Source organism: Brevundimonas sp. (assembly GCF_016463295.1).
GTDB lineage: Bacteria > Pseudomonadota > Alphaproteobacteria > Caulobacterales > Caulobacteraceae > Brevundimonas.
The window spans coordinates 1-3387 of the sequence record NZ_JAEMRO010000135.1 but is presented as its reverse complement, the minus strand read 5'-3'; the positions used below and the strand labels follow the sequence as shown (position 1 = coordinate 3387).

At 68.7% G+C, this 3387-nt stretch carries 4 protein-coding genes; 1 reads left to right on the top strand and 3 read right to left on the bottom strand.

The window, feature by feature from the left end:
- On the top strand, window positions 1-516 hold a 516-nt coding region (locus JHC81_RS14115; RefSeq protein ID WP_292175735.1), incomplete at its 5' end, for a hypothetical protein.
- On the opposite strand, the gene JHC81_RS14110 is transcribed toward JHC81_RS14115, so the two are convergent.
- From JHC81_RS14110 to JHC81_RS14100, 3 genes are all read right to left on the bottom strand, one after another.
- Window positions 513-1628, bottom strand: coding sequence for a mechanosensitive ion channel family protein (locus JHC81_RS14110; RefSeq protein ID WP_292175733.1), 1116 nt, complete (start codon window positions 1626-1628; stop codon window positions 513-515). The two genes, JHC81_RS14115 and JHC81_RS14110, sit on opposite strands and share 4 nt — an antisense overlap.
- Window positions 1629-1672: 44 nt before the next feature.
- The gene (gene murG, locus JHC81_RS14105; RefSeq protein WP_292175731.1) at window positions 1673-2761 is read right to left on the bottom strand and encodes an undecaprenyldiphospho-muramoylpentapeptide beta-N-acetylglucosaminyltransferase; all 1089 of its coding nucleotides are present in this window, start codon (window positions 2759-2761) and stop codon (window positions 1673-1675) included.
- Between the two features lie 9 nt (window positions 2762-2770).
- The coding region (locus JHC81_RS14100) for an FtsW/RodA/SpoVE family cell cycle protein (RefSeq protein WP_292175729.1) at window positions 2771-3387 on the bottom strand (617 nt) is incomplete at its 5' end.

The following is a 3387-nucleotide window of genomic DNA, read 5'->3' as shown; positions in this document are numbered from 1 at the left end:
TCCAGCGTCATGAAGCGCGTCATGGACCGACCCTATCGCGCGCGGGTCAATGGGCGGTTACGATCGGGCATGATCCTGAGCCTGCTGTCGGTGCTGACCTTCGCCGAGCCTGAGGGCCCGCATCGCTTCGTCTTTCTGGGGGCCGGGCGGTTCGCGCAATATGTCGACCTGGCGAGTCTGGAGCCCGAAGGCGACGGTGGGCGCATCCGCGTGTTTCAGGTGGTGGAGCCGGATTTCCGCGCCGCCGGCACGCCCTACTGGGGCGGCTGGTCGTGGTGGCGGTTCGACTGCGGGCCCCGGGGCCATGTGGACCGGCTGGATTTCGCCGGCGTGCGCGAAGGCGGTGAAGAGGGGCCATCCACGCCTGACGACGCCCCGTCGTACGAAGCGGTTCAGGGCGGCGATGCTTTCGAAATCGTCGTCGCGGCCTGCAATCCGGAGGACTACGACACCGATGCCACCACGCTGGAGGAGGCCGTTAGACAGGGCCGGGCCAATCTGGACGCGGGTGGCTAGCCCTGCGGCGAGACGGGGGCCGCGTTGCGATCCCACCCCAGCCGATCCCTCGGCAGTGCCTCGGGCAACTCATCGCGCATGAAGGCGAGCATCTTCTCGCGGACCTCGCAGCGCAGGTCGAAGGCGATCGACGCGTTGCGGGCGCTGGTCAGACAGCGGACCTGGACCGTGCGCTCGGTCACCTCCGTGACCTGCAGCGAGACCACATCGCCGTCCCACAGCGGCGAGGCATGGGCGATCTCCTCCAGCTTCGTGCGCAGCCGGTCGATGGGGGCTTGGTAGTCGACATACAGAAAAGCCGTGCCGATCAGGCTGGCGTTGTCGCGGGTCCAGTTCTGGAACGGCTTCTGGATGAAATAGGTCAGCGGCAGGATCATCCGCCGCCAGTCCCACAGCTTGACCACCACATAGGTCGAGGTGATCTCCTCCACCCGGCCCCATTCGCCCTCGACGATGACGGCGTCGTCCAGGCGGATCGGCTGGGCCGTGGCGATCTGGATGCCCGCGATCAGATTGGTCAGGAAGGGCTGTAGCGCCAGGCCGGCCACGATGCCGACGACGCCGGCCGAGGCCAGCAGCGACAGCCCCCACTGCCGCACGCCCGGTATGGTCAGCAGCGCCAGTCCCAGGGTGATCAGGGCGATCAGCAGGGCCGAGACCCTTTGCAGGATGCGGGTCTGGGTCACATGCTTGCGGGCGCTGAGGTTGTCCTCGGCGTCCATGTTGAACTTCCGCAGATGGACGACGGCCCCCATGTCCACGGCCCCGGCCAGCATCCAGCCGCACACCAGGATGAAGCCGAACAGCAGGGCCTGCCGGATCAGCAACGACGGCTCCGGGTCCATGGGGGAGACGGTGACGCCCAGGGCCACCGCGATGATCATGACCGCGATCCGCACCTTCAGCCGCGCGCGACCGACGACTCCGCGCCAGAAGACGTCCTTCTTGCGCACCACCCATTTCAGCAGGCTGAACACCACCTGATTGGCCGCCCAGCCGACGAAGACGAAGACGCCGACGATGACGGAGATGACCACCCATTCGGGCAGCCAGTAGAATTCGCGCCAGAGGCGGAAGACCTCGCGGGTCATGTCCTGGATGAAGGTCGGCATGGGCGACGTTTAGCGCGTCACGGTGGCGAGGCGAAGGCCGGCCTTCAGATCGCCACCGCCTCGACCATGTCGGCCAGATCCGAAGTGGCGTCCGGCAGGGCCGCAGAGCGTGCACCCACGCTCATGGCCGACAGTCGGGCGGGGTCCGACAGCATGGCCGCTAGCGATGCAGCCAGTCGGTCGACCGTCACCTCGTCCTCCAGCACCATTTCGGCTCCACCCGCCTGAACCAGGCTGAGGGCATTGAACCGCTGATGGTCGTCCATGGCGATCTTGAGCGGGATCAGCAGGGACGGCAGGCCCGCCACCGCCAGCTCCGAACAGGTCGAGGCCCCGGCCCGGCCGATGACCAGATGCGCCTGCGATAGACGCCGGGCCATATCGGAGAAGAAGGGCGCGATCTCGGCCTCAATGCCCGCCTGGACATAGACGGCACGCGCCGCCTCCAGCGTCTCGGGCCGCGACTGCTGCTGCACCCGCAGGCGTGTGCGCAACGCCTCGGGCAGGGCCGCCAGCGCCTGGGGCACGGTCTCGGACAGGATGCGCGAGCCCTGGCTGCCGCCGGTGACCAGCAGGTGGATCGCCCCGTCCCCGGTCGGGGCCAGAAACGCCCGCTCGCCCAGCGCCCGGATGTCGGCCCGCACCGGATTGCCGATCAGGGTCACCCGCGCGCCGACGCCCTGCGGCACCTTCTGCAGGTTCGGAAAGGATGAAGCCACGGCCCCGACATAGGGACTGAGCCAGCGATTGGTGCGGCCCAGCACCGCGTTCTGTTCGTGGAGCAGGGTCGGCCGACCCTGGCTGAGCGCGGCCAGCAGGGCGGGGGCGGAAGGGTAGCCGCCGAAGCCGACCACGACCGCCGCATCCAACCGCTTCAGCGCCGACCGCGCCTGAACCACGCCGCGCGTGATGGCCAGCCCGGCCCTGGCCATGCCGATCGGCCCGCGCCCGGTGGCGGCGTCCAGCGCGATCCGCTCCTCGGCCGGGAAGTTCTGGGCATAGGCCTCGCCCCGCCGGTCCGTGGCCAGCACGATCCGCCAGCCGCGCCCGGCCAGCTCACGCGACAGGGCCTCGGCCGGGAACATATGCCCACCGGTCCCACCGGCGGCGACGACGCAGAGTCTGGAGGTCATGGATACGTTCTAGCCCAACATCCGCCGACGCGGCAGACTGGCCCCCGGCTCATAGGCCCCCGGTCGCTTGCGGGTCAGGGCCAGGGCCAGCCCCATGGTCAGCCCCATGGCCACCATCGACGAACCGCCATAGCTGATGAACGGCAGGGTCATCCCCTTGGTCGGAACGAGGCTCAGGTTGACGGCAATGTTGATGCTGGCCTGCAGCCCGATCAGGATGAACAGCCCCGCCGCCGCCGTCTGCTCGAACGGGTCGCGCAGCCGCATCGCCTTCTGCATGCCGCGCAGGACGATGAAGCCGAACAGGCCGATCATGATCAGGCTCAGCACCAGGCCGAACTCCTCGGCCCCGACGGAATAGATGAAGTCCGTGTGCAGGTCGGGCACCGAGCGCTTCATCACCCCCTCGCCCACCCCGCGTCCGACCAGGCCACCGGCACGAATGGCCTCTGACGCGCGGTCGATCTGATAGGTGGCCCCGGCGTCGTCCGAGCCGAAGCGGCTGAGACGATCGCGCATGTGGCTGAAGCTGAAATACAGGCCCACGACACCCGCCGCCCCCGCCGCCGCCAGCGCCGCCACCCACTTCAGCGGCACGCCCGCCATGAAAAAGACGGCCATGAAGG